18 protein-coding genes are annotated in these 21,502 nt (G+C 38.2%); 1 reads left to right on the top strand and 17 read right to left on the bottom strand.

The window, feature by feature from the left end; all coding sequences use genetic code 11:
- Positions 1–14: 14 nt before the first annotated feature.
- From QNH29_RS09495 to QNH29_RS09420, 16 genes are all read right to left on the bottom strand, one after another.
- A complete protein-coding gene (locus tag QNH29_RS09495) occupies positions 15–887 on the bottom strand; it encodes an isocitrate lyase/PEP mutase family protein (protein ID WP_283864544.1) in 873 nt (290 codons plus the stop codon).
- Positions 884–1,720, bottom strand: coding sequence for an FAD synthetase family protein (locus QNH29_RS09490; RefSeq protein ID WP_283864543.1), 837 nt, complete (start codon positions 1,718–1,720; stop codon positions 884–886). Before QNH29_RS09490 ends, QNH29_RS09495 begins: the two co-directional genes overlap by 4 nt.
- A gap of 50 nt (positions 1,721–1,770) precedes the next feature.
- Positions 1,771–2,967 (bottom strand): acyl-CoA dehydrogenase family protein, encoded by a 1,197-nt coding sequence (locus QNH29_RS09485; RefSeq protein ID WP_283864542.1) that lies wholly within the window; start codon positions 2,965–2,967, stop codon positions 1,771–1,773.
- Positions 2,968–3,155: 188 nt separating this feature from the next.
- Complete coding sequence (tcuA, locus tag QNH29_RS09480) at positions 3,156–4,655, bottom strand: FAD-dependent tricarballylate dehydrogenase TcuA (protein WP_283864541.1); 1,500 nt, start codon at positions 4,653–4,655, stop codon at positions 3,156–3,158.
- A gap of 75 nt (positions 4,656–4,730) precedes the next feature.
- On the bottom strand, positions 4,731–5,684 hold the full coding sequence (locus tag QNH29_RS09475; RefSeq protein ID WP_283864540.1) for a VOC family protein: 954 nt from the start codon (positions 5,682–5,684) through the stop codon (positions 4,731–4,733).
- Between the two features lie 21 nt (positions 5,685–5,705).
- Positions 5,706–6,545 (bottom strand): alpha/beta fold hydrolase, encoded by an 840-nt coding sequence (locus QNH29_RS09470; protein ID WP_283864539.1) that lies wholly within the window; start codon positions 6,543–6,545, stop codon positions 5,706–5,708.
- A 162-nt stretch (positions 6,546–6,707) separates the two neighbouring features.
- Positions 6,708–8,564, bottom strand: a complete 1,857-nt coding sequence (locus QNH29_RS09465) for a V4R domain-containing protein (protein WP_283864538.1) — start codon at positions 8,562–8,564, stop codon at positions 6,708–6,710.
- A gap of 122 nt (positions 8,565–8,686) precedes the next feature.
- The gene (locus QNH29_RS09460) at positions 8,687–9,463 is read right to left on the bottom strand and encodes a 2-keto-4-pentenoate hydratase (RefSeq protein WP_283864537.1); all 777 of its coding nucleotides are present in this window, start codon (positions 9,461–9,463) and stop codon (positions 8,687–8,689) included.
- 29 nt (positions 9,464–9,492) lie between these two features.
- The gene (locus QNH29_RS09455) at positions 9,493–9,966 is read right to left on the bottom strand and encodes a flavin reductase family protein (RefSeq protein WP_283864536.1); all 474 of its coding nucleotides are present in this window, start codon (positions 9,964–9,966) and stop codon (positions 9,493–9,495) included.
- Positions 9,967–10,009: 43 nt separating this feature from the next.
- Entirely contained in the window at positions 10,010–10,963 is a 954-nt protein-coding gene (locus QNH29_RS09450) for a VOC family protein (RefSeq protein ID WP_283864535.1), read from the bottom strand.
- Between the two features lie 65 nt (positions 10,964–11,028).
- Positions 11,029–12,222, bottom strand: coding sequence for an acyl-CoA dehydrogenase family protein (locus QNH29_RS09445; RefSeq protein WP_283864534.1), 1,194 nt, complete (start codon positions 12,220–12,222; stop codon positions 11,029–11,031).
- Positions 12,223–12,256: 34 nt separating this feature from the next.
- Positions 12,257–12,916 (bottom strand): GntR family transcriptional regulator, encoded by a 660-nt coding sequence (locus QNH29_RS09440; protein ID WP_283864533.1) that lies wholly within the window; start codon positions 12,914–12,916, stop codon positions 12,257–12,259.
- A 113-nt stretch (positions 12,917–13,029) separates the two neighbouring features.
- Complete coding sequence (locus QNH29_RS09435; protein ID WP_283864532.1) at positions 13,030–13,878, bottom strand: alpha/beta fold hydrolase; 849 nt, start codon at positions 13,876–13,878, stop codon at positions 13,030–13,032.
- 219 nt (positions 13,879–14,097) lie between these two features.
- On the bottom strand, positions 14,098–15,348 hold the full coding sequence (locus QNH29_RS09430; protein WP_283864531.1) for an anaerobic sulfatase maturase: 1,251 nt from the start codon (positions 15,346–15,348) through the stop codon (positions 14,098–14,100).
- Positions 15,349–15,433: 85 nt separating this feature from the next.
- Positions 15,434–17,725 (bottom strand): arylsulfatase, encoded by a 2,292-nt coding sequence (locus tag QNH29_RS09425; RefSeq protein ID WP_283864530.1) that lies wholly within the window; start codon positions 17,723–17,725, stop codon positions 15,434–15,436.
- 249 nt (positions 17,726–17,974) lie between these two features.
- Positions 17,975–19,165: an MFS transporter gene (locus QNH29_RS09420; protein WP_283864529.1), complete on the bottom strand. Its 1,191-nt coding sequence runs from the start codon at positions 19,163–19,165 to the stop codon at positions 17,975–17,977.
- Positions 19,166–19,630: 465 nt separating this feature from the next.
- Here QNH29_RS09420 and serC point away from each other — a divergent pair, with 465 nt between their 5' ends.
- On the top strand, positions 19,631–20,728 hold the full coding sequence (gene serC / locus QNH29_RS09415; RefSeq protein ID WP_283864528.1) for a 3-phosphoserine/phosphohydroxythreonine transaminase: 1,098 nt from the start codon (positions 19,631–19,633) through the stop codon (positions 20,726–20,728).
- Positions 20,729–20,754: 26 nt separating this feature from the next.
- On the opposite strand, the gene QNH29_RS09410 is transcribed toward serC, so the two are convergent.
- The gene (locus QNH29_RS09410) at positions 20,755–21,405 is read right to left on the bottom strand and encodes a protein kinase family protein (protein ID WP_283864527.1); all 651 of its coding nucleotides are present in this window, start codon (positions 21,403–21,405) and stop codon (positions 20,755–20,757) included.
- Positions 21,406–21,502: the final 97 nt, after the last annotated feature.

Below are 21,502 nucleotides of genomic sequence, written 5' to 3'. Positions count from 1 at the left end.
CGTAACCTCCTAGATTAATTATTATATAAATACTTCTTTTCCCACTCTTTGATTTGATCTAGTTTGAAAAGTGATTGTCTTTCCTCCCAGGTACAAATTAAAGGTAATAGATTTTCCTGAGAGCCTTCTTCTTTTAAAATTCTTAAAGATTCAGTGATTCCTTTAATAGCGGAACGAAGTGCAGTATTTGCACACAGCATGATTTTAAAACCTATTTCTTCTGCTTCTTTTAAAGAAATGAGTGGAGTTTTTCCGCCCTCTACTAAGTTAATAACCTGAGGAATTCCTTTTAGTGAACTAGTAATTTGCCGTAATTCTTCAATGGTATTTGGTGCTTCGACAAAAATAATATCCGCACCTGCTTCGTAATAAGCAAAAGCCCTGTCAATGGCGTCTTCAACGCCATTTGTTGCAATTGCATCAGTCCGTGCCATTATTGCCAGATTTTCATCTTTTCGGGCATCTAAGGCAGCCTTAATCTTTCCTACCATTTCTTCTTTCGAAATGACATCTTTTCCGTTAAAATGACCGCATTTCTTTGGTGATACCTGATCCTCCATCTGAATGGCAGCGACACCCGCACGTTCAAACTCTTTTACGGTCCGAATCACATTAATAGCATTTCCGAACCCAGTATCTCCATCTACTACGATCGGAACATTGGTAACATCGGCCATTCTGGCAACGATATCAACCACTTCCTTAAGAGAGGTAAGTCCTACGTCAGCCCAGCCAAGCTGTGCATTAGATATTCCAGCTCCCGTAGCATAAATCGCCTTAAAGCCAGTTTCTTCTATTAACTTTGCTGACATCGCATCATAGGCACCAGGAAGAATAAAGGAACCTGGTTCACGAAGCAGTTTTTGAAAATCTTGACATTTATTCATAGAGATAATCCTCCAACTTTTAAAATAGGACGAGAAGAGGGAGCCTCCTCAGAGATACGCTGATGCCAAACAATCGATAGCCTCCCAAACATATATAGCGGCAGTTCTGTAACAGGTTTAAGAGATTTTTCTACCACATTCACTTCTGTAAGCATTGATAAATTTCCGATATTAATGCTTACCGCATACTTTCCGGGGGCAGGAAGTGTATAGTATGGATTCAGCTTGAATGTTTGACCATCCCACATTCCTTCTACTTCATAGCAGCAGCCAAGAAAATCTGGCAGTTCCTCTACATTGCCTGCAGCTAATCTTTCACGAATGCTGGTAGAGCTTATTTTCTCACCGCGGCATGCTACTTTTTCCACTTTTGTCACATCAATGATTCCACCACTATCAATCATCAAACGCTCTAAATTTCCGATTCCCCTAGAACCATAAGTAAAATCAAAACCGGCGACTGCATGGATAACCCCAAGATTGACCAGATAATCTTTAACATAGTGTTCAGGTGAAAGAGCGGCAAATTCCCTTGTAAATTCAACAATATAAAACGTATTGACACCAAGCCCCCGAAGAATCTTCTCCTTAACAGAAAGCGGGATTAAATAATCAACTTGTTTTTCCCCATTGGACAAGACAGACTTTGGATGTGGAAAGAAACTCATAACAGCAAGCTGCACACCCTTTTCTTTCGCTATCCGTAAAGCCGTTTTTATTACTTCTCGATGTCCGTAATGGAGTCCATCAAAAAAACCAAGGGCCATTACACATGCATTTGCTTTTCCCTGCCAATCTGCCAAATTATCATGGTTAATATAAATCGTTTCCATACAGTCTCCTTTCTTCTTGATTAAGAATTTTTTGATAGATTAGGAGTATCCTAATATCTTAGTGCATTTGATTCTAAGCCTGCTAAAACGCGGCCATAATTTTCTTTGGTGATTAACGGTGAAATCGTTCTGTGTGAATAGAGCGTCCAAAAATCGCGGAAAATTCTTTGCAGCGGGTGACCTTCATATACATAACCAGAACCGCTGGCTAGAATTAAAATATCGAGTGCTTCCTTACTTACTTGATTGGCATAACCGATATCTGCTAATGCCTTAACTCGTGCTGGCTTATCCATGAATGTACCGCTGGCAGCCCATGCATCTAGCTCATCCGCCACACGGTAATAATGCATGGAAGCGGTATCAATTTTCAAAGCAGCGTCCGAAAGTAATGCATGGAGAGTCGGTGAATCAATTAAATTTTCTACACCAATATGAGCAGCTTTTCGATTAGGCAGTACTTGCTGGAAAAATTCTAACGCTGCCTTAACCAATCCTAAGCCTGGTAATGCCAAAGACAACGCTAAGGCTGGAAAAAGTGCTGTATTGTAAAGTGGGATATCGCGTAAATGATCTGATTTAAATTGTCCGTTTAGCACTTCTGCAAAAGAGACCACTCGGTGTTCCGGAATAAATACGTTCGTCATTTTGACACTGTTACTGCCTGTGCCTTTTAATCCCATGACGTGCCAGTCATCCATAATCTCTACTTCTTCAAAAGGAAGTGTCATCAAAGCTTGATCTACTAGGTTCCCTTCATCATCCCTGATCGCCATTCCGAAGTATCCCCAAGTGGCATGAAGCGATCCTGAGCAGAACATCCAGAAACCTTCTTCGATTAAATAGCCACCTTCCACTTTTCGAGCAATGCATTTTCTAGGTTCATATACTCCAGCAAACAGGACATTATCTTCATTTTCTCCGAAAATTTCTTGGTGCGTTTTTTCTGTGAATGATTCCGCTACCATAAGTTCCCGAATCGCACATAGTGATAAAATCCAGCCTGTCGAAGCACAGCCGCGGGAGATTTCAACAATACAATCAGAATAGGTTCTCATGCTCGTTTGATAGCCGCCATATATTCTTGGGCGAAGTAACTTGAAAAGTCCTGCTTCCTTTAAGTCATTCATCGTTGCTTCTGGAATCCGTCGTATTTCTTCCGTCTCTTTTGCTCTATCTCTTAGCTTCGGAACGAGCGCTTTTGCTTTATCTACAAGATAGGTGTCACTATAGGCAACTTTTGTCATTGTAAATTCTCCTTTTCAACTTAATTTCACTTATTCGTTTAAGTTCTTACTCAAATTTTAGAAAATTACAAAATTATTTTAAAGGGTAAAAACCTTTCAACTTTTAAACATTTTTAGATAATTTTTATTAGTTTTTGAGTTATAAATTTGAAGTTTTGTCCACAAGACTAATAAATAGTACAGATTTTTTACGAATTAATAATTTCCTTCGTTTTGGTAAATTTCGCTGCATTTTCACCTGCAATTTTTCCAAAAACAGATCCAGCCATTAAACCTGCACCGCCAGGGTAATTAAAGTAAAATAGACCTCCTACAACCTCTCCTGCAGCATATAGACCTGGAATAGAATTGGATAATACATCTTGAACTTCTGTTGTTGGGTTAATTTTCAAGCCTCCAAAGGTAAAGGTAATACCGCAAGTAACCGCATAAGCTTCAAACGGACCTTCCTCCAATGTGTTTGCCCAATTGGATTTGCGTACTGCTAATCCTTCTGTACACCTTCCGTCCTTGATATTTGGATTAAACGGGATATCCTTCACAATCGACGCATTGTATTCTTTGACTGTTTGTAAAAAGCCTTTAGCGTCCACACCTTCAAGTTTTTCCGCTAATTCCTCTAAAGTGTTAGCTTTTACTTTCGTTACTTGCCTGCCCTTGTATTCTTCTCGTAAAAGCCGTGCTGTTTTTTGATCGAAAATCTGCCAAGCAAATTGACCCGGCTGTTCAAGAATTAACCTGCCATATTTTGCATAGGTGTAATTACGGAAATCAGCACCCTCATCCACAAAGCGCTTTCCTTCTGCGTTTACCATAATTCCAAAAGGATAGCTTAGCTTTTGAAATCCTTCTGTAAATTCCGGAAGATACCTGTCGCCGCCGACCGAATGACAGCCCGACCAATTACCACAAGCAAGTGCGCCAATATTTAATGCCATTTGAATGCCCTCTCCAGTATTAAAACGGCTCCCTCTTGCATGGGCCAAGTCCCATTTCGGTCCTAAATAACGCGTACGCATTTCAGGATTTGCGTGAAAACCTCCAGAGGCCAAAATGACGGACTTAGCATATACCTTTGTTGTTTTACCATTATGTTTAAAAACCACTCCCTGCACGCCTTCGTCATCATGGATCAGCTCCGTTGCCATGGCATTGAATAGAATTTCAACACCTAATGAAGATGCTTCTTTATGCAAAGCTTCTACTAATCCAGGTCCCCCACCGACAGATTCCACAATCATTCCGCCCCAGAACTTAAATTTACCGTCTACCTTAAATGCTTGACGACCATATATAGGCACCCAGCGTACTTTATGGGCGGTGAGCCATTTCATTGTTTCGAAACTTTTTCCTGTTAAAATCGAAGCTAATTCCGGGTCTGTCCGGTAATTGGTGACCCGGCACATGTCTTCATAAAATTCTTCCTCAGAATAGACGCCAAAATCAGAAGTCTCTATTTCCTCTTGGGATAAATCTGGCATAATTTCCTTTAAATCCTCGATACCATCGTAAGCAAATCGAATGGAACCATGTGTATAGGTGCTGTTTCCCCCTTTTTCAGCTTCTGGTGCTTTTTCAAGTACCAAGACATTCGCTCCATTTTCCTTAGCTGCGATTGCTGCGCACATAGCTGCATTCCCTGCACCAACTACAACTACATCTGTTTCATAAATTTTGCTTTCACTCATCACTATCAGCCTCACTTTTCAAGAAAATGTCTTTGAAAAAAGCTGACTCAATTGCATTTGAGTCAGCTCTCTAATTTAAGCCTCTATTGTTGGTTTGTTTATTTCTTTATCACTGACGGTTTCACCCCAATAGGTATTCGCAATGGAATGATCTTCCTCCGTCCATTCAACTGGTTCCCAGTCCGGTTCAAAAATTAAATAACCATTTGTAAACAGTTCAACACGGCAGCCGCTTCCGGGATCAAGCACATATAAGTATAGTGCTTGTGAAACTCCATGTTTACCTGGGCCGATGAACTTAATACGTTCTTCAGCTAAAATATCTGCTGCCCGCAGCACGTCTTGTGCGTTATCAAGCCAATAAGATATATGGTGCAGCTGGTTTGGTGTCTCTGCCTCCGGTCTTGAGATAACGGCAATGTCGTGAACGAGCGGCGTTACACTCATCCAGCCGGCTAAAGTTTTTTCATTGTTGTATCTAACATATTCACGCAGCTTAAAGCCTAATTGTGTACCCAAGTAATCAAGGATTTCTTGAACATCCATGGAAGTAGCAATATTTACATGGTCAAATCTTCTAGGAGAGCAGCCACGTGCCCAAGCCTTGTATGTTTGATTTTTCAGGACTGAACGGCTTTTTTCATCCGCTTTTGGTTTTTCTACATCATAATAAATTTCAAATGAATGCTGACTTGGCAGTTTAAAACGAATGGCCCGTCCTTGACCTGTTTCTTCACCCGCTTCAATCCATTTTACTTCCGTACCAGCTTTTTGAAGCAGCTGAGCAAAACCTTCAACATCTTCTGGACGTTTGGTTCTCCAGCCAATATGATCGACATAACCTTTATCCCCCGCTGTTAAGGAAAGGGAGTGGTGTTCGAAATCGCCCCATGCCCGTAAATAATAGGTACCGTTTACTTCCTCTGTCACTTCTAAACCGATCACATCACGGAAAAACCAAAGCGATTTTTCTAGATCTGGTGTTACGAGTGCAACATGCCCTAACTTTGCAATTTCAGGTAAAGTCATCTTTTATTCCCCCTCAAATGATTAGATTTTATTAGAAAAATAGTTCTGAATTAAATGATTAAAGCTCTCCTGCTTTTCAATTTGTGTCCAATGCCCACATTTACCGAATACATGCATTTGTGAATTCGGAATATGTTCAAGATAGTAATAGCTGGATTCCACAGAGCAGACCATATCATCTCTTCCATGGACAAGCAGTACAGGATGTTCAATTCTTCTTAGTGCAGTCACAGGTACAGGGACAGCGGCTGTTGCGAAAATCGAATCATTGGAAATTCGGACTTCTGGTTTCATCGCTGTTTCATAGCGATAATCTGTCACAGCGTCAATAATTGGAGCCATTGCCTCTGCGTCATACACAAACCAACTCATAATTTGACGTAATTTTTCTGGTGATGGATTGTTATAAAACCCTTTAGCACGAGCAAGCTCATGGCTTAATTTGGTATTTGGTGTTCCTCCTGGTCCCATCAACACCACTTTATCAAATCGCTCTGGATGTTCTAACAATAGCTCAAGTGCAATCGAGCATCCGAGCGAATTACCTACTAAATGAGCCTTTTGAACATCTAGTTCATCTAAAAGCTCTATCAATTGATTAATCCATAAATCCATCCATTCCTGCCTATTCTTTGGTAATTTCTCTGGATGGCTGCTGTTTCCGAAACCTAATAGATCTGGAGCAAGACAATCATACGATTCGCAGCAGGCATTTAACGCATAGCGCCAATTCGCAAATGATGTAACACCAGGTCCTGAGCCATGTAAAAATAAAATTACTTCTGAATTGCCTTTACCTGCACGATTTAGGTAGGTTTCAAAGTTAGCACTTTTAATCGATTGTTGAGTAATGTTTGTCAATTTTTATTCTCCTCCTCGTACTATTCATAAGGAATGCCACCTTATTGAAATCCCTTACATTTTATCCTTACTGAAATTTTAGAAAATTTCATCATCTTTATCTAGAATAATAACTATTTAATTTATTAATATTTTTTAGTAAGTTTTTATTGGATTTTCACTCTATATTTCTAGTTCTCCCAAAGCTAAAAGCGAGTCTAGTATCAAAAGTAACTGGTAGCTTTGTGATGAGTCTCGTAAATCCTTATTTATAAGTGTTTCGATTTTGTTAATCCGATACATTAGTCCACTCATCGACAATGACAAATCATCCATCGTTTGTTGGAGTTTTCCGCCATTTGCTAAAAATACATAAAGTGTTTTCAATAATTCCTTTTGTTTGCCCTCTCCTAATTTATAAAGCGCACCTAATTCTTGTTTCGCAATTTTCTTGATACCGCTGACATTTTTTGAATTAATTAATATACCAACAATCCCCAAATCTTTAAAATGGATTATTTTCTTCTCGGTTGACATCCTTAGGCTAATTAGTGATTCATCCAAAGACTCCAAAACCTGTTCAATTTCCTCAGCTTTATCACTAATTCCAATTTTATAGTTGTAAAATGAATGGGTCGTTTCTATATGTTTTAATATTTTTTCCATATTAGGCAGTATGTTTGACGAGTCAGGTATCAGCATAATAATCTTACCTTCATATTGACCAATTAATGCTTTATATCCCTGAATGTCTAGATACTTAGCGATCGATTCTAAAATTTGTTCATAGTAATCATTACTATCTTTTGCCGTCTTGCCATTTTCTTTATAGTCAATTGCAGCAATATAAAATGGGGTTTCAAGGTCTACCCCCATATAACGGCCGCGATTGATAATTTCTTCCCTAGAGGAATATTGTCCCTTTAAGATTTGTTCTAAAAAATAGCCTTTCATCTTTTCAAGTGCTTCAAAGCTCGTCTTCTCATTTAAGAGATATAAAGAGGCTGCATTTGCTACACGCTCGATAAACATAATATTATTTTCGGAGCTTTTCTCTGTTTCTTTTAAATAAAGGAATGTACAATAACCAATTACTTTTTTTTGGACAATAATCGGAGTGATGAGCCGCTCTTGATTTTCTGTTTTTAGTCTTGTTGTTTCTTTAAAAAGCGGAAGTGGTTTATTATTTTTTCTGTTTTTTCGAATTAGGCTCTCTTTCAGTTCTTTACTCAAACTGCTATATTCGTCTTCTTCCATTCCTGCGTAAACAATCTTTTGGAAACTTAAATCCTCGATTGAAATGGGTATTTTTAATAATCCGAAAGTGGTATCGGCAATATCCTGCAAATTGCTTCCGTTTGAAATACTTTCCGTTAATTTTTTATGGAATTTGGAAACCTTATCGATATAATTTCGCTGTTCTAACAATTGCTCGTAGGTATACTCTAATTCTTCAATAATATTGATTTCATGATAGAATTTGAGCTCTTCCTCAATCTCCAGTCCCCAATCCTCCTGGAGCTTCATTTCGAAGCAGCATTCGGGATCCCCTTTGGCCACACAACTAATTTCCTTAACAATCAAACTCTTTTTACAAATCGTAGACATATAGCCGCTTGCATACCCCGTTAAAATATGGCATACAGGCATATCTGATTTTCCATGATGTTTTAGGTGCTCCTGGGCTTCAAATGAATGAATCCATTTTCCTTTGCCGCTTATTGTTTTGATATTTTCTGAATCAACCCATTCAATAAATCTTTCAGATTGGATATCACCTATATGACCTGTACTTAAATGGAGCACGGCGGCTTGTTTAATAAGATAGTCTATGGAGGTACTTTTTAACATGGCTTCTTCCGCATTACTAACACCCAAACTCCAACCGTAACGAAGTAAAAAGCCCTTGGCACGCTGTAATCCTAAATTTTCGATAATTCCTTTACGTAATAATCCAAAGGCCCCGGCGGTCGTTAGAATTTTTTTATTCCCTTCTTCTATGTAGTTTGGTTCCAGCAGATTGTCTAGATTACCTTTCATAAACTCACCTTTTCCCTCTAAAGTTAAGGAGTACATTGGTTTGCTTCTGCTTAATGCCAAAGTTTAAAATAAAGACTCCTTACATTTTTCATACAAGGAGTCTTAATGTTTATAATGTATTTTTATTTCTTGAAGGTGGCCGTTACGGCTCCTATATGGTCAAATTCAGCGGTAAAAGTATCACCATCTTCAATTGGTATTGCTTTTGAAAGGGCTCCTGACAGAATAACTTCCCCGGCATAGAGAGATATTCCGTAGCTTCCAAGTGCATTGGCTAACCATGCCACTGCTCGTGCTGGATGACCCATCACAGCTGAGCCAGCTGCTGTGTCCAAAAATTCACCATTTCTTGTAACCGTCATATTTACCGCTGCTAAATCTAATTTATCAAGTTTCGCAGTTGCATTTCCAATAACGGCACCGGCAGATGAACCATTGTCTGCTACCGTATCCTCAAATTTGATCTGCCAATCCTTTATTCGGCTGTCGATAATTTCAAGAGCAGGAACTACATAATCAGTAGCTTCAATTACATCGTTCATCGTCACACCTGGACCTTTTAAATCCTTTTTCAAAACAAATGCAATTTCAAATTCAATTCTAGGCTGAATAAATTTGTCCAGACTAATCGTCTCCCCGTCTCCATACATCATATTATTAAGGAGATGTCCATAATCAGGTTCGGTAACATTGAGCATTTCTTGCATTGCTTTACTTGTTAGCCCAATCTTTTTCCCAACGATTACAGCACCTTTTTCTACCTTTTGCCTGACTTGGTAAAGCTGGATGTTGTAAGCATCCTCAACAGAAATAGTTTCTGTTGAGGATGTGAATGGGGAAATTGGTTTTTTCTCATCTTCTGCTTCCATTAAAGCAGTCGCCGCTTTTTGAATATCCATACAGCTGTCCCCTTTTATTTAAGTATTTATTATACCGTTACGGCTTCAGCTAAAGCTCGGTATTTTCCACTGTAGAAAATGAGTGGTTCAGCGTCTTCTAAATGTATATCTGTTACTCTTCCAATGAATAGCGTGTGATCGCCTTCAATATGTTCCGCGGATACTTCACAGGCAATTTGCGCAACTGCTCCATTTAGTACGGGCTTTCCATCTAGTCGGTCAAACTCCACTTCGCGGTGGTCCTTCAACTGTCCTGCAAAAATCATTGAAAGTTCCTGTTGATCCGCCGCTAATATATTTACAGAAAATGTTTTACTTTGTTTAATTTTCTCAAGTATTCTTGCCTTTTCACCAATAGAGATTACTACTAGTTTCGGGTCAAGTGAAACGGACATGAAGGCATTCGCTGTCATACCATGAACATTTCCATCCACCTCAGTGGCAATAACGGTTACACCTGTTGCAAATTTACCCATTGCTGTTCGGAATTGACGATCATCCATTTTTTAATACCCTCTTTCCTCTATAAGATTATCTATTAATCTCTTACGCTTCTATTGTCGGATTGTTTTCTGGCAGCGTGTCGGTTTGATCTCCCCAGAATGTAAAACCAACATCCATTTCATCTAATGTCCATACGATTGGCTCCCAATCCGGTTCAAAAATCAAATAACCATTTGTGAACAATTCAACGCGTACTCCACTGCCCGGATCTACAACGTATAAATACATAGCTTGGGAAATCCCATGCTTACCAGGACCTTTAAACTTAAGGCCATGTTCTGTTAAGATATCTGCAGCACGAAGAAGGTCTTGGGCATTATCCAGCCAGTAAGACAAGTGGTGAATCTGGTGTGTTGATGGCGAGAATGGATCATGACTTACAGCGATATCGTGAACCAAAGGTGTTACACTCAGCCATGCACCAATTAAAGAGTCATCTGGCGCCTTCACACATTCTCTCATTTTAAAGCCTAATTTCTCCATTAAATAATCAGATATAACATTGGCCTTTAATGATGATAGAATGTTAACATGGTCAATTCTTCTTGGTGAACAGCCTTTTGCCCAAGATTTATAAGTCTGATTCTTTAACACTGAACGCTTAGAAGGCTCTGCTAATGTTTTTTCCATATCATAATAAATTTCAAAACGGTGTTCACTTGGCAATTTAAAACGAATGGCTCTTCCTTGCCCTGCTTCTACTCCTGCTTCAACCCAGCTAACTTCCGTACCGGCTTCTTCCAGCAAATGTGCAAATTGCTCCACATCTTCCGGACGCTTTGTTCGCCATGCAATATGGTCAACATACGACTTTTCGCCAGCTGTTATGGATAATGTGTGATGTTCAAAGTCTCCCCATGCTCGTAAATAATGCGTGCCATTTACCTCTTCTGTTTCTTCTAACCCTATCAATTCTTTAAAAAACCAAAGTGATTTCTCAAGATCTGACGAAACTAAAGCCACATGTCCTAACTTTGCGATTTCTGGTAAACTCATGTTTATTTCCTCCAATTATTTTTATATTTGAATCTTCAGAAAACAGAAAGCCCTTTCATTTAAATTTAGACAAAATAGGTATTCGGTTCTTGGCCGCAAAGGACTCTTCCATATGTTTCGATTAAACTTGAAGGTGTTATGAAACCATGTAAATGCATGGCGAAAAAATCACGATAGACTAATTGTAGAGGATTATTATGGTAGGTAAACATGGAACCGACTCCAGCAACAAGAAGATCAATTGCTTCCTTACATAATTGATTTACATAGCCGAAATCTGCCTTCACTTTTACAATTTCAGCCGTATCCATTACCTCTCCACGTTCCGCATAGCTATCAATTTTATCGACAGCCCGGTATAAAAACATTTCAGCAGTATCTATTTTCAATTGTGCTTCTGCCACCTGGTGATGTGTGATTGGTGCTTCATTTTGTTTATGATAGAAGGTGTTCCCAATTCCCGCTTTCGGAAGTCTTTCCATATAGAGATCCATAGCTGCCTGAGCAAGACCTAATGCCGGTCCTACAATGGATAAAGTAAGAGATGGCACAAAAGAAGATCTATATAATGAAACGTCTTTAAGCGGATCAATTAGGTAATGACCTTTGCTCGCTAAGCGATCCAATGATACACGGTGTTCTGGAACGAAAACATTTTGAATTCTACAGCTATTGCTGCCAGAACCCTTTAATCCCATAACATTCCAGTCATCAATAATCTCAATTTCCTCACGCGGTACCACCATAATGGCCATTTCCATTCCGCCATTTTCATCTACTAGAGGGAATCCGAAATAACACCAATCGGCATGTGGGCTACCGGAAACAAACGGCCACTGGGCTTCTTCAACAAAATATCCGCCTTCGACCTTTTTGATATTACATTTAATAGGTTTAAAGTTACCTGCTAACACAACATCTTTTCCAGTAGAATAAATCTCATTTAATGCTTTCTCTCCAAATGTATAGGAAATCATATAGTCACGAATATTGCTAAGGCAAACGAACCAGCCGGCCGAACCGTTACCTCGGGAAATCTCTGTTACCACCTCTGTGAACGCTCTCATATTTGTCTGATAACCGCCAAACATATGCGGCCTGAGTACCTTCAGGAGTCCCTCATTCTTCAAATCTTCAATAATTTCATCTGGAATTCTACTATTTTTATCAATATCTTGGCTAAACTCACGCAGTTTCGGAATAAGAGCCCTTGCTCTGTCCACTAATACATTTTTCGTTTCCAACACGCTTTGGTTCATAAGAAAACCTCCCGTAATATGGTTGTCGTACCATTTAAACTTCGTTAACCACTTCTTGAGCTATACCCATTTTCTGATATTTCTCGCTGACGCTTTCTGCTATACGTGTTAAATGTTTTTCCATTAGCTTTTTTGCTAGTTTAGCATCCCGCTCTTTTAAGCTATAGTAAATCATCCAGTGCTCCGCCTGCGATTGCTTTCTTCTATCTAGTGAAAATAACAATGCTGGATTGCCAACATAATTCAAGTAATCCCATAGCTGATTTGCAAGAGTAAAAGTATAAGGTAACTTTGCCGCTTTATATATTATTGTGTGAAACTCAATATTGAGGGAAGAATACTCTTCTTCAGAAATTTCCAGGTTATCCATCTTAGTTAAAATCGTATACATTTGAGAAAGTTCATCATCATTTAAATTTTTTACTGCATACTCGGTCATTAATGCATCCAGGTTGGTACAGACCAATAATCGCTCCATAACTTCTTCCATATCTGGTCTTTTTACAAAGACACCTACTTGAGGAATGACTGACAAGAATCCTTCTTCTGCAAGTTTTGTCATAGCCTTGTGTATGGGAGTCCGGCTGATATTTAAATGCTCAGAAACTTCATTAACATTGATGGCTGTATCAGGTACCCATACTCCATCTATAATTTGTCTTTTAATATAGCGATAAGCCTGATCTATTTTCATCTTAATACACCTTCAATTCTCATTTATTGTTACCCCTATAATATTCGGAATTCCTCTAGTAGTCTAGGTATCAACGGTGTATTCGTTTGAACGTAAATAATCTACTATTATTTCTATATTTCACCGTTGAAAAAATCAGAGGTTAGTTTGATAAATCTTTCCTTTTGTTCTACCTGTGCCCAGTGTCCGCAACGCTTGAAGATATGAAGCTGTGCATTAGGCAAATAATCCATAACGTAAAGGCTGCTTTCAAGCGGTACAAATCGGTCTTGGTGTCCATGAATAAGTAACATTTCATGATTCATTTGTTTAAGTGCTGAAGGAGGAACAAGCATGTCAGACAGATGTGATTTTGTAAAATTTTCCTCATAAGATCGGCGTACATCCGGTCTTAAGAACAACTCTAAACGTTCTGCTACAATTTTTTCCAACTTATCTTCTAGAAAGCTTTTATCGTATAAGAACCAGCTTAATAGATTTTTAAATGCGATAGGATTTGGATCTTTGTGGAAGTTTGCTAATTTTGCAAGTTCTGGGGTAGGTTCTTTCAAACCGCCTCCTGCTCCCATCAGGACGACACGGTCAAACTTTTCCGGAGCATACATAAGAAGGTGAAGTGCAATAACACCGCCCAAGGAATTTCCAACCAAATGGACTTTTTCAACCTCTAAAGCGTCCATTAAGGAAAGTACTTGATTTACCCGAATCTGCATCCATTCTGCTCCATTTTGAGGATACTCTTCAGGGTGATCTGTATTACCAAAGCCATAAATGTCTGGTGCAACAACGTGGAATTTACTTTGAAAACGAGGTAGAATTTCTCTCCAATTCGATTCTCCGCTTGCCCCTGGTCCGCTACCGTGTAAAAAAATTATCGTCTCAGATGACTTTTTATTTCCACCTTCATTGATAAAAGTTTGATAGTTTCCGGTTTGGATTTTTCTTTTTATTACTTCAGCCATTCATCATTACCCCCCAATTTACCATTTATTCAATTGAATTTCCTCTACTAAAATTTTAGTTCTTATGTTTAATATCGTTTATGTAGTATAAAACCCTTAAAAAAGCGATTTCATTAACTAACTATAATTTTACTTACCGATAACCAATATGTCAATCAATTCTAAAGATTTATTTAATTCAATCTTATCGTCTGTTATGGATAAAATTCTTTAAATGTATTATCTTTTAACAATAAGCGGTCTTTTAATAACTTCCATAACTTCAGCTGCTGGCAAACCATTTTCAATTAGTTGGACCATTACTTTCATATATTTGTGAATATGATGAAAGTATTTTTTGTAGCCTGTGCACAAATAGTTTAAGCCTGGTTCACCGTCAGGAGTTAATAGGAATCGTTGTTTAGGGCATTCTCCATTGCAGGCAAAACGAACCTCACAACTTTGACAATACTTAGGTAAAGATGACTTTTTAATTTCTCCAAACGCTCGCTGCTTACTTGAATCAATCATCTTACTAAACGTGTTATCAAAGATATTGCCAAGCTTGTATTCAGGATACATAAAGTGATCACAGGAATACACATCGCCATTGTGTTCAACAATTCCTGCCCTCCCACAAGTTTCGGCAAAAAAACATGTTGTAGCTGGAAGTCCTAACCACGATGTAAGTGCGTGCTCAAAGTTCATTACATGGATTTTACCGACATCTTTTCTTACCCACTCATCGAAAATGGCAATTAAAAAATCCCCATATTTTTTTGATTCTACTGTCCACTTAGTGACAGCCTTCTGGGCTTCTTCCTGTTTTACAGAAGGCGGTGTCGCATGACGAAGGCCAAGTTTTATCGCTTCGGTGTCTGGCATTCTTTCCACTATTGGAATAAACTGTATAAACTCTACTCCTTCCTTCTTAAAAAAGTTATAAATTTCTAGCGGATACATAGAAGCGTTCTTTGTTACACAGACTAGTACATTAAACGAAACATTATATTTTTTTAATAAACGAAGTGCATTTAGCACCTTATGAAAAGTTGGTTTCCCCCCCCGGTCAACTCTATAGCGGTCATGAATGAATTCTGGCCCGTCAAGACTCAAGCCTACAAGAAAATTGTGCTTGGCCAAAAATCGGCACCATTCTTCAGTCAATAGTGTTCCGTTTGTTTGGAGCGAATTGGTGATTCGTTTTCCTGTCCCATATTTCTTTTGTAATTTAATTACTCGCTTGTAAAAATCAAGGCCCATTAAGGTCGGTTCTCCGCCCTGCCATACGAATGGTATTTCATCAACATCTTGAGATTTTATGTATTGGCTTATGAACTCCTCCATAATCTCCTCTGACATTCGAAACTTATTTTCCCCTGTAAAGAGGGCTTCTTTTTCTGTATAAAAGCAGTAATTGCAATCTAAATTACAAATAGGTCCAGAAGGTTTTGCTAGAATATGAAAACCTTTTGTTTGTGTTTTTTCCATTTTTCCTTCCCTCTTCTCTTTAAAATATAAGCCAGTAACACGGATGCTTGTTACTGGCTTACTGACTTTGCTTAGACCTTTATCATTATTTTAGTTCGTAAACTACTTTTTCGAGGTCACCTGAAAACTCAAAATCCCCTTCACTTTCGTATGCTGGACTCACTGGATAATGTGTATCTCTTCCGATGTCCAATCCTTCAAAGCTTATTTTAAATTTATGAGTTTGATCAATTGTTACTTCCCCTAATTTCTCCCCGTTAATGTAAAGACTGCCTTTTCCTTTATGAAGTTCCGTAGGAATAAACTCATATTTAATGGTAGATTGGCCCTCAGGAGCAGCTGATTCAATCCGATAAACTTTTGTCCCTATGTTATATTCATAAACTAGTTTGTTATCTTTAATATAAAGTGTATAACCGCTCTCATAGTTTCCTAGTGCCACTAGTACTCCCTCATTAGCAGAACTTTCCCGATTAATTGGAACTGTAATGGAATATGGACGGTTTATGATAAATGGTGCCGCACCTTCTGGCAGCAGAGACATGCCAGGATAGAAGGTAAAAGTGTTACGGTTACGATTAGAATCACTAGGAATAACTAAGAACCCGTCACCCATAATGTCAGTCATCGGAATAACATCATATTTCTTTGCCTCTTTATCCCATAATATTTGAAGTTCTTTTAATTTTTTGGTGTCTTTAGCTGCAAGGTTGTTTGATTCAGTAGAGTCTTCAGCTAAATGGTAAAGTTCCCATACATCATTTTCATATGGCTGTCCTTTTGTATGACGTGCAATTGCTTTCCAACCGTCATGGTAAATGGCACGCTGTCCATTATTTTCGTAATATTGGGTTTCTTTACCTGGAGCGCCTGCGTCTTCAAATGTTTCAGCGAAACTCTCACCTTGAAGCGGTATTTGTTTCACTCCCTTGATTTCTTGCGGCAACTCAATTCCTGCAATATCATAGACAGTCGGAGTAATATCACTTACGTGGACATACTGATGTCGGATTTCCCCTTTGTCCTTAATGCCTTTCGGGTAATATATAATTAAAGGTGTTTTAATTCCAGCTTCATACATCGTTGATTTATATAATTTAAAAGGAGTGTTACTTACCTGAGCCCAGCCAGCTGGAAATTCGACTTTTGCTTTATCAGTTCCAAAATGATCAATATTCTCGACAATGTCGTCGAGTGTTTCCGGCATATCGTTATAGGCCATTGTATGATTTATTGAACCTGTAGCCTTCCCCATTGCGCTTGCCCCGTTATCCGATAAGAAAACAATCATGGTATTATCTAATTCCCCAATAAAACGCAGATGATTAATAAATCGGCCAATTTGCTCATCTGTATGGGTTAAAAATCCCGCATACGTTTCCTGAAAGCGTGTGAACGTTTCTTTCTCGACTTCCGTAAGTTGATCCCATGGTTTCACTCCTGGATTTAGTGGTGCAAGCACAGCATCGTTCGGAATAATTCCTAGCTCTTTTTGCTTATTAAACCTTTGTTCCCGGATTTTATCCCAGCCTTCATCGTATTTTCCTTTATACATATCAATATATTTCTGTGGCACCTGAACCGGCTGATGCTGAGCGCCAAACGCTAAATTCAAGAAGAATGGTTTTTCTGGATTCACAGATGCATGATCGGCGACATACTGGTTGGCTTTGTCAACGATATCCTCCGAGAAATGATAGTTTTCCTTTTCCGGAACTTCAATAAAACTATTATCTTGAACTAGCTCTGGCCTATATTGATCACTAGAGTCTTCAAGTATTCCGTAGAACCTGTCAAAGCCTTTACCGAGCGGCCAGTTTTCATATGGGCCGGCAGGAGTTACTTGATGAGATGGCGCTAAGTGCCACTTCCCTAATGTATAGCTACTGTAGCCTTCTTCTTTAAGTACCTCTGCTATCGTGCCAGCCTCCGGATAGATTCGTCCACGTTTATTCGGATACTCCGGACCCATATCAAAATTAGCTACAGTTGACATTCCAATATCATGAGGATTGCGGCCCGTTAGCAATGCAGCTCGGGTTGGCGAACACACTGGGGTAACATGAGAATTGTTGTAGCGCAGTCCATTCTCAGCTAACCAATCTAGATTGGGTGTTTGGATCTCCGAACCATAACTTCCAAGGTCGGAAAACCCTGAATCATCTAAAACAATGTATACGATATTGGGTTTTTGGGAGTCTTCCCCCTCCTTCTGCTTCCCTTTTTCATTCTGTCCATTTGTTTTATTTGTTTCTGCTTTTACTTCCTGCTCCAAAAGGTTTTTATATGAACATCCTGATAATAGTGCCAAAGCAGACGCGAACACTGTAAACTTTTGAAACGGTGATTTATTCCATACTTTTAATTGATGATCCAACCTATTTCCCCCTCTATTCAGTGAGTCTAGCACTAGCCATAGTGCCGTCAACGATAAACTTTTGTCATGCAACATAATCCGATTGATTATATGTTAGGATCAAACAGACTCCAGCCATATCCTCTGGTCTTTTTAATATAATCCGCCCTTACAATCTCCGCTAAAATAGGAGACACCCCAATCTATTTTGTAGTGATTTCAGTTATTCACTACCTAAAAGAATGAGGTGTCTTCAATTTTTAAGGATCTTTATGAATTTAAAGTCACCTCTAAATCCTTTTTCGGTTTCATAACGGTTACCGCCCAAATTAGAGCTAATAGAATTAATCCAACAGAACTGATCGCTAGTGGGAAACGGCCAATATCTTGATTAAAAATATTTTGGATAGCTTGAAAACCAAATGGTCCAATGATACCACCCAATCCTTGGCCCACTACGACTAACCCTACTTGAGGAGGAGCACCTACAGGAGTAAGTTCTGAAACTTTGGTAAATACTCCAGGAAGTCCAATTCCCATCCCAGCTCCGCCGATGACACTACCGATAAAAATCATCGCCAAATTTGGAGAAAAGTAACAAATTACCATCCCTAATCCAGTTACAAAAACTCCGACTGGAAGATAGAAGTTTGGAAGTGCATGTTTTACTTTTCCGAACACAAACCCAGCTAGCAGTGTCCCAAAAGTAAATATAGAGATTGCCAAACCTGCCTCCGTTGCATTACCTAATTTATCACCTTGAATAACAACAGAAATGTTTGTTACATAACCAAAAATTAATGCAGAATAAAATACCTGACCTAAGCAAACCCAATAGATTGCCTTTGGAAGCTTTACCTTAGCCTTTGAGCCAATCACTTCTGATGCCTGTTTCTTCTCAGGTTCAGGAAGATATAACATAGTCAATGCGAGTATCCATATTGGGAAAAGGTAAGTAAGAAATCCATATTGCCAACCAAAGGAATCTGCTAATATCCCGCCGCCTAATTGGAAGAAAATTGCTCCAATACATGCAATTGTGGAGGTTCCAAAACCAATTAAGAAATCTCTTTCCCTTCCGTCAAAGAAATCCGTAATGATATCAATAGATAACGGCATTGTAATACCAACACCGAGTCCTAAGAGTCCTCTCATTGCAATAATTAATGGGAGATTATCAATAAATGTTGGCAGTGTTCCACCTACAATAAATAAAGTCAATCCGATAAATAGCAATGTTTTCTTTTTAAATACTTTTGTTAGTTTTCCATAAAATAACGCAGGTACAATTTGTATAAGACCCGGAAAAGTAGCTACCAACATGACAATGGTGGGATCATATTCTGGAAATGCCTTAATAATGTCGGCCATGATGGATCCTGCTACTCCTGCTGCAACATCTTGGAAAGCTAGAATGACGACCAAAAATTTTAGCATATTCCTACTGATATTTTTTGCCATTTTTTATCCCCCTTGTATCTATTTGTAATCGTTTACAATTCACAGAGAACTTTTTTGCTGTGCTTGTGGCCAGCAAGCAACAACGGCTTAAATATTACTTTTTACAACTGAAATTTTACATTTATTTTTTTTACGATTTTACCGGTAAAAACCGTAAAAAACGCGCTTTCTTTTGCTAACTGTAATTCTACAGTCGCTTAAAATACTTGTCAATATATTCATAATCTTTTTTATTTTCCAAATAATTTCTTACAAAGTTTTCTCTTTTATAATAAAAAAAACACCGATTTTCTACTATTTTTTAATTAATTTATTTTTAAATAAGAACTCTAATTATTAGGGATATGACCTATTATTTTTATATAGCTAAGTTTTTTTGAATGTAAGCGCTTCACCTAAATTTAGTTGATTTAAAATGATAGAAAATATGTTATATTCTAATAAATAAAAAATAGGAGTGAAAAAATGAATACACTTATCCAGCGCGCCTATAACTTTAATGCAGGCCCTTCTGCCCTTCCGTTAGCAGTTCTTGAGAAAGCTCAACAGGAACTTATCAATTTTCGTGGTACGGGCATGTCCGTCATGGAGCTCAGCCATCGTAGTACTGCCTATGAGGAAGTACATAACAATGCCATTGCACTTCTAAAAGAATTGTTATCTATTCCTGAAAATTACGAGGTCCTTTTTCTGCAAGGAGGAGGAAGTCTTCAATTTTCAATGATTCCCATGAACTTTTTGAAACCGGGAGAAAAAGCAGGATATATAATGTCCGGGTCATGGTCTGAAAAAGCATATTCCGAAGCAAAACTTTTTGGAGATGCTTACCATGTAGCTACTACGAAGGAAGGACAATATCGCCGTGTCCCCCAATTTGATGAGTTGAAATACAATCCGACAGATGCCTATATTCATCTCACATCAAATAATACAATATACGGGACACAATGGAAGGACTTCCCTGATACAGGTGATGTGCCATTGATTGCGGATATGTCCAGTGATATTTTATCCAAGCCCTTTGATGTCAGCAAATTTTCACTGATATATGCTGGAGCTCAAAAGAATCTTGGTCCATCTGGTGTTACAGTAGCAATCATTCGAAAGGATTTTCTTGAAAAAGCGAATCCAAACATTCCGACTATGTTAAAGTATAGCATCCATTCAAAAAACAACTCTTTATATAACACACCACCTACATTTGGTATTTATATGCTTGGTGAAGTTTTGAACTGGATTAAAGAAACAGGCGGGATTACTGAACTTACTAAACGAAACGAAGAAAAAGCAAAACTTATTTATGACGCAATCGATCAAAGTAATGGATTTTATGTTGGTCATGCTGAGGTCGAAAGCCGCTCACTGATGAATATTACTTTCCGAGTGAAGGATGAAGAATTAGAGAAGAAGTTCTTAGCTGAAGCGAAGAGTGAAGGTTTTATCGGTGTAAATGGACACCGCTCTGTTGGAGGCTGCCGTGCGTCTACTTACAATGCTGTCCCTTATGAAACTTGTAAAGCCTTTAGTGAATTCATGGTAAAATTTCAAAATGAAAATCGATAAGTAAGCTAAAAGGGAAATATATAATTTTATATACTTCCCTTTTTTATTTTTCTAAACAAACGATATCCTTTTCTGACACTGTTAACGATAAAGAAAGGTATAGGAATATTAAATTTATAAATAATAGGCAGATAAATGTTGTAATAAGCTTTTTTTAGATCATCCCATTTGCGGCATTTACCCTGCTTATAAAAATCTGATACATCTACTATATACCCTCTCCCGTTACTCATCACAACATTTTTCCCGTGTACATCAAAGGGATTTAGTCCAACCGACCTTGCATACTCAATTCCCTCATCAACATCGTGAATAACTGACTCGGGGATTCGAATTCCTTTCACTACTGCATTGAACAAATTAACGCCATCAATCCTTCTTAAAATTAAATAATTATCTCCATAGTCAATTAATGAAGAAAAGGATGGATGATTCCCTAGCTTCTTATATACTTCAACTTCTTTTTTTAAGTCCTCAGGGCTTCTTCCATACACCTTTACAACCCAATTGGGGTTCGACCGATGTAAAAATACCCCTGCATAATTTCCGCTCCCAATTGTTTGCCAAGTATTCGAGAAATTTTTTACAATAATCGGTTCAAATGGTCCTTCCGTTGATAATTGAATATTGGGTAATAATTCATTTCCAATTAGTCTTGTATATTTCTCAATTTTCATTTGTACACCTCAAAACAACCAGATAATATTTCTTTCCTTTTAGTATACATCTCATATACACTTAGAGTAGATAAATTATTCTTAACTTTTAAAAATG

Origin of the sequence: Neobacillus sp. DY30 (assembly GCF_030123065.1) — a bacterium.
GTDB lineage: Bacteria > Bacillota > Bacilli > Bacillales > Cytobacillaceae > Neobacillus.
The sequence above is the reverse complement of the archived record's forward strand: the minus strand, read 5'-3'. Positions and strand labels throughout refer to the sequence as shown.

Coding starts and splice junctions, on each gene's coding strand:
- tcuA (WP_283864541.1), bottom strand. CDS start 4,655: ATGAGTGAAAGCAAAATTTATGAAACAGATGTAGTTGTAGTTGGTGCA.
- QNH29_RS09435 (WP_283864532.1), bottom strand. CDS start 13,878: ATGGCTGAAGTAATAAAAAGAAAAATCCAAACCGGAAACTATCAAACT.
- QNH29_RS09490 (WP_283864543.1), bottom strand. CDS start 1,720: ATGGAAACGATTTATATTAACCATGATAATTTGGCAGATTGGCAGGGA.
- QNH29_RS09475 (WP_283864540.1), bottom strand. CDS start 5,684: ATGACTTTACCTGAAATTGCAAAGTTAGGGCATGTTGCACTCGTAACA.
- QNH29_RS09485 (WP_283864542.1), bottom strand. CDS start 2,967: ATGACAAAAGTTGCCTATAGTGACACCTATCTTGTAGATAAAGCAAAA.
- QNH29_RS09410 (WP_283864527.1), bottom strand. CDS start 21,405: ATGAAAATTGAGAAATATACAAGACTAATTGGAAATGAATTATTACCC.
- serC (WP_283864528.1), top strand. CDS start 19,631: ATGAATACACTTATCCAGCGCGCCTATAACTTTAATGCAGGCCCTTCT.
- QNH29_RS09450 (WP_283864535.1), bottom strand. CDS start 10,963: ATGAGTTTACCAGAAATCGCAAAGTTAGGACATGTGGCTTTAGTTTCG.
- QNH29_RS09440 (WP_283864533.1), bottom strand. CDS start 12,916: ATGAAAATAGATCAGGCTTATCGCTATATTAAAAGACAAATTATAGAT.
- QNH29_RS09465 (WP_283864538.1), bottom strand. CDS start 8,564: ATGAAAGGTAATCTAGACAATCTGCTGGAACCAAACTACATAGAAGAA.
- QNH29_RS09460 (WP_283864537.1), bottom strand. CDS start 9,463: ATGGATATTCAAAAAGCGGCGACTGCTTTAATGGAAGCAGAAGATGAG.
- QNH29_RS09455 (WP_283864536.1), bottom strand. CDS start 9,966: ATGGATGATCGTCAATTCCGAACAGCAATGGGTAAATTTGCAACAGGT.
- QNH29_RS09430 (WP_283864531.1), bottom strand. CDS start 15,348: ATGGAAAAAACACAAACAAAAGGTTTTCATATTCTAGCAAAACCTTCT.
- QNH29_RS09445 (WP_283864534.1), bottom strand. CDS start 12,222: ATGAACCAAAGCGTGTTGGAAACGAAAAATGTATTAGTGGACAGAGCA.
- QNH29_RS09495 (WP_283864544.1), bottom strand. CDS start 887: ATGAATAAATGTCAAGATTTTCAAAAACTGCTTCGTGAACCAGGTTCC.
- QNH29_RS09420 (WP_283864529.1), bottom strand. CDS start 19,165: ATGGCAAAAAATATCAGTAGGAATATGCTAAAATTTTTGGTCGTCATT.